Annotated in this window: 4 protein-coding genes; 2 read left to right on the forward strand and 2 right to left on the reverse strand. The window is 35.6% G+C overall.

What is annotated here, in order from left to right:
* Positions 1–70 precede the first annotated feature (70 nt).
* The gene (locus tag LC115_07730) at positions 71–835 is read right to left on the reverse strand and encodes an IS5 family transposase (GenBank protein ID MCZ2356560.1); all 765 of its coding nucleotides are present in this window, start codon (positions 833–835) and stop codon (positions 71–73) included.
* Between the two features lie 183 nt (positions 836–1,018).
* Between LC115_07730 and LC115_07735 the strand changes: the two genes are divergently transcribed.
* Complete coding sequence (locus LC115_07735) at positions 1,019–1,876, forward strand: OmpA family protein (GenBank protein MCZ2356561.1); 858 nt, start codon at positions 1,019–1,021, stop codon at positions 1,874–1,876.
* Position 1,877: 1 nt separating this feature from the next.
* Here LC115_07735 and LC115_07740 read toward each other — a convergent pair whose 3' ends face one another.
* Positions 1,878–2,327, reverse strand: a complete 450-nt coding sequence (locus LC115_07740; protein ID MCZ2356562.1) for a HupE/UreJ family protein — start codon at positions 2,325–2,327, stop codon at positions 1,878–1,880.
* A 63-nt stretch (positions 2,328–2,390) separates the two neighbouring features.
* On the opposite strand from LC115_07740, the gene LC115_07745 reads away from it, so the two are divergent.
* On the forward strand, positions 2,391–2,814 hold a 424-nt coding region (locus LC115_07745), incomplete at its 3' end, for a transposase (protein MCZ2356563.1).

Below are 2,814 nucleotides of genomic sequence, written 5' to 3' on the forward strand. Positions count from 1 at the left end.
AAGCAAAGGAAGAATTACAGCATTTATTAACACCAAGTCTTAAAAATACTACTTAGAGGTTGTTTAAAATTTATTTTTTTATTCTGTTAAGCATAATTCTAATCATAGCTAAGTGCACAAAGCTTGTACTGCATTCGGGGTGGAATTCATAGTCATTAACCAATCTTCGTTGAAAACCAAGCCATCCAAAAGTTCGTTCAACTATCCATCTCTTGGGTAAGACATTAAATCCACTAATTCCTGCCACTTTTTTTACAATTTCCAAAGTGTAATTCAAACTTTTTAAAATCCATTCAGCTAAGTTACCGGTATAACCTTGATCTGCCAATATTTTTGTCAATCTAGGGTACTTATATCTTAATTCTTCAAGAACATATTTAGCTCCTTCTCTGTCCTGAATATCAGCGTTATGAATCACAATAGCTATAATAAATCCGAATGTGTCAGTAATAATATGTCTTTTTCTTCCTTTAATTTTCTTGTTTCCGTCATAACCGTTTGATAACGAGAAAGAACAAGTTTTAACAGTTTGACTATCAATTAATCCAAGACTTGGTGAAACATGTTTTCCTTTTTCCTTTCTTAACTTATCACGCAAAAAATCATGTATTTCTTCAATAAGCCCTTCTGCTGTCCATTTTCTGAAATAATAATAAACGAGTTGCCACTTAGGGAAATCTTTAGGCAGCAATCTCCATTGAACACCAGTTTTGGTGATGTACAATAATGCGTCTACAATACATCTTAAAGGATGCTTTCTTTTCCTGTTATCATTTACTATTTTTTCAATAGCTTCGTACTGAATATCAGTTAGGTTGGTTGGGTAGGCTTTCATACTTGCTTAATTATCTGATTAATAATCAGCAATATACAAATAAATATGTATTTAACCATGTGATATTAAATAATTTAACAATTTTTACACCATTTTTAAACAACCTCTTAATGTTGCGTAACATCAGTTAACTTATATAAAGTCTATTAAGGATAATATTATTTTGCATATCTTTGCTTTAAGATGAGATATATCGGGGTTATATTAGGGCTTTTAGGGTTCTTTTTTTCGGGTGCTATTGCCCAGCCAATAGATATTACAGGAAGTTGGGTGGGTTATGCTACGCAAGAAATGCGCGGAAATGCCCCTTTCGGAAAGTATTTTATGGCCTTAAATATCGTTAAGAACGGAAAAGAATATCAAGGAACAGCCGAAGTAGCACTCTTTGAAGATAGAAGCCAATACGGCGTGATGTGGTTCCAAGCAGTATGGAAAGATAATAAGCTGATTGTTAAAGAACGAGACCTAAAAGAAGAACAACGAAAAGGTAATTATTCTTGGTGCCTCAAAGATTATGAACTCACATTAACCAAAAGTAACGATAAGTGGACACTTTCCGGAAATTGGATAGGCCATATCGGCACTACTGAATGCGACCCCGGCGCATTATCCGTAACTAAACAAGTTAAAGAAAAGGAGAAAAATCTTAGTGAAATATTAAGCAATATTCCTACCAATAAACCCGTTATTCCCGTCAATAAACCAATCCGAATCAATAATTTACAATTTGGAGCTAATAGCACGGTAATCTTACCCTCTTCCTATCCTTCATTAGATTCTTTAGCAAACTATTTAGTGAAATACCCAACTATAAAAGCTCGGATTATTGGGCACACAGACCGAGGGGGAACAGATGTGCATAATGAACAGCTATCCGAAGGCAGGGCTTTGGCCGTTAAAAATTACTTAGTTCAAAAGGGAGTTACAGAAGATCGCTTATCTATCATTGGCTTTGGGAACAAAAGACCAATTGCTGATAATGATACCGAAGAAGGCAGAAGCCTTAATAGGCGTGTAGAAATTGAACTTTTAACGCAATAGCCTACAAAGCAAAACTTCGCTCAATAAGCCAATAGCCCGCCTGTAACAAAACCACCCACGAAATAATTTTGAATAAACCTACTCTGCTGATTTTGGTAGAAAAGGATTTGTGCAGTAAGATTATTGCGAACCAAATAACTATTAATATAACTATCTGGCCGAGTTCTAAGCCAACGTTAAAAGACAATAGCGGTATTGCTATCTTTTCACCGTGTAGGCCAAAGATTTCCCGTAAGATTCCGGAAAACCCTAAGCCATGAATCAGACCAAAAAGACTTGCACTGAAAGTTCTCGGGATAAACTTGCGTACCAAAATGTTTTCTACAGCGGTAAATAATATTGTTCCGGCGATAGCAATTTCGATTAACCGGCTTGAAAGTTGTATGATTTCATAAACGCTCCTGACTTCATCACTTTTACCCAAGATCAACGCTTTTTCTCTATAACTCATTGATTATGAATATTGTTTGTTTTTGTTTTGGGTGTCCCGGCGAGCTCGGTATAGCTTTGTGGGATGTTTTGGCGAAAGAAAAAGAACAAATCGGGGGGTGTAAGTGTACAAGTCATAGATAAAAGCGGTGGCAAGTACAAACTTATTAAGACTATCGGCAGTTCTTCAGACGATAACTTGATTGATAAATATTGCAAAAAAGCGCAAGAGTTTATAAACTCGTATGGTGGGCAGCAACAATTAGATTTTATTTTAGGAGATGACCAACGCTATTTTCAATCTATTTATGAAAACATTCAACAGGTTCAACTCTTAGGACCGGAGATTATTCTTGGAAAGCTGTTTGATGAAATTGGCTTCAATGCAATTGAAGAGGAGCTTTTCAGACATCTTGTAATTGCCAGGCTTGTTTATCCGGTAAGCAAGCTAAAGACGATTGATTATCTTCAAAAATATAAAGGCATTACGCTTCACGTCAATGATATTT

The organism is Bacteroidia bacterium (assembly GCA_026932145.1).
In the GTDB taxonomy this organism is placed as follows: domain Bacteria; phylum Bacteroidota; class Bacteroidia; order J057; family JAIXKT01; genus JAIXKT01.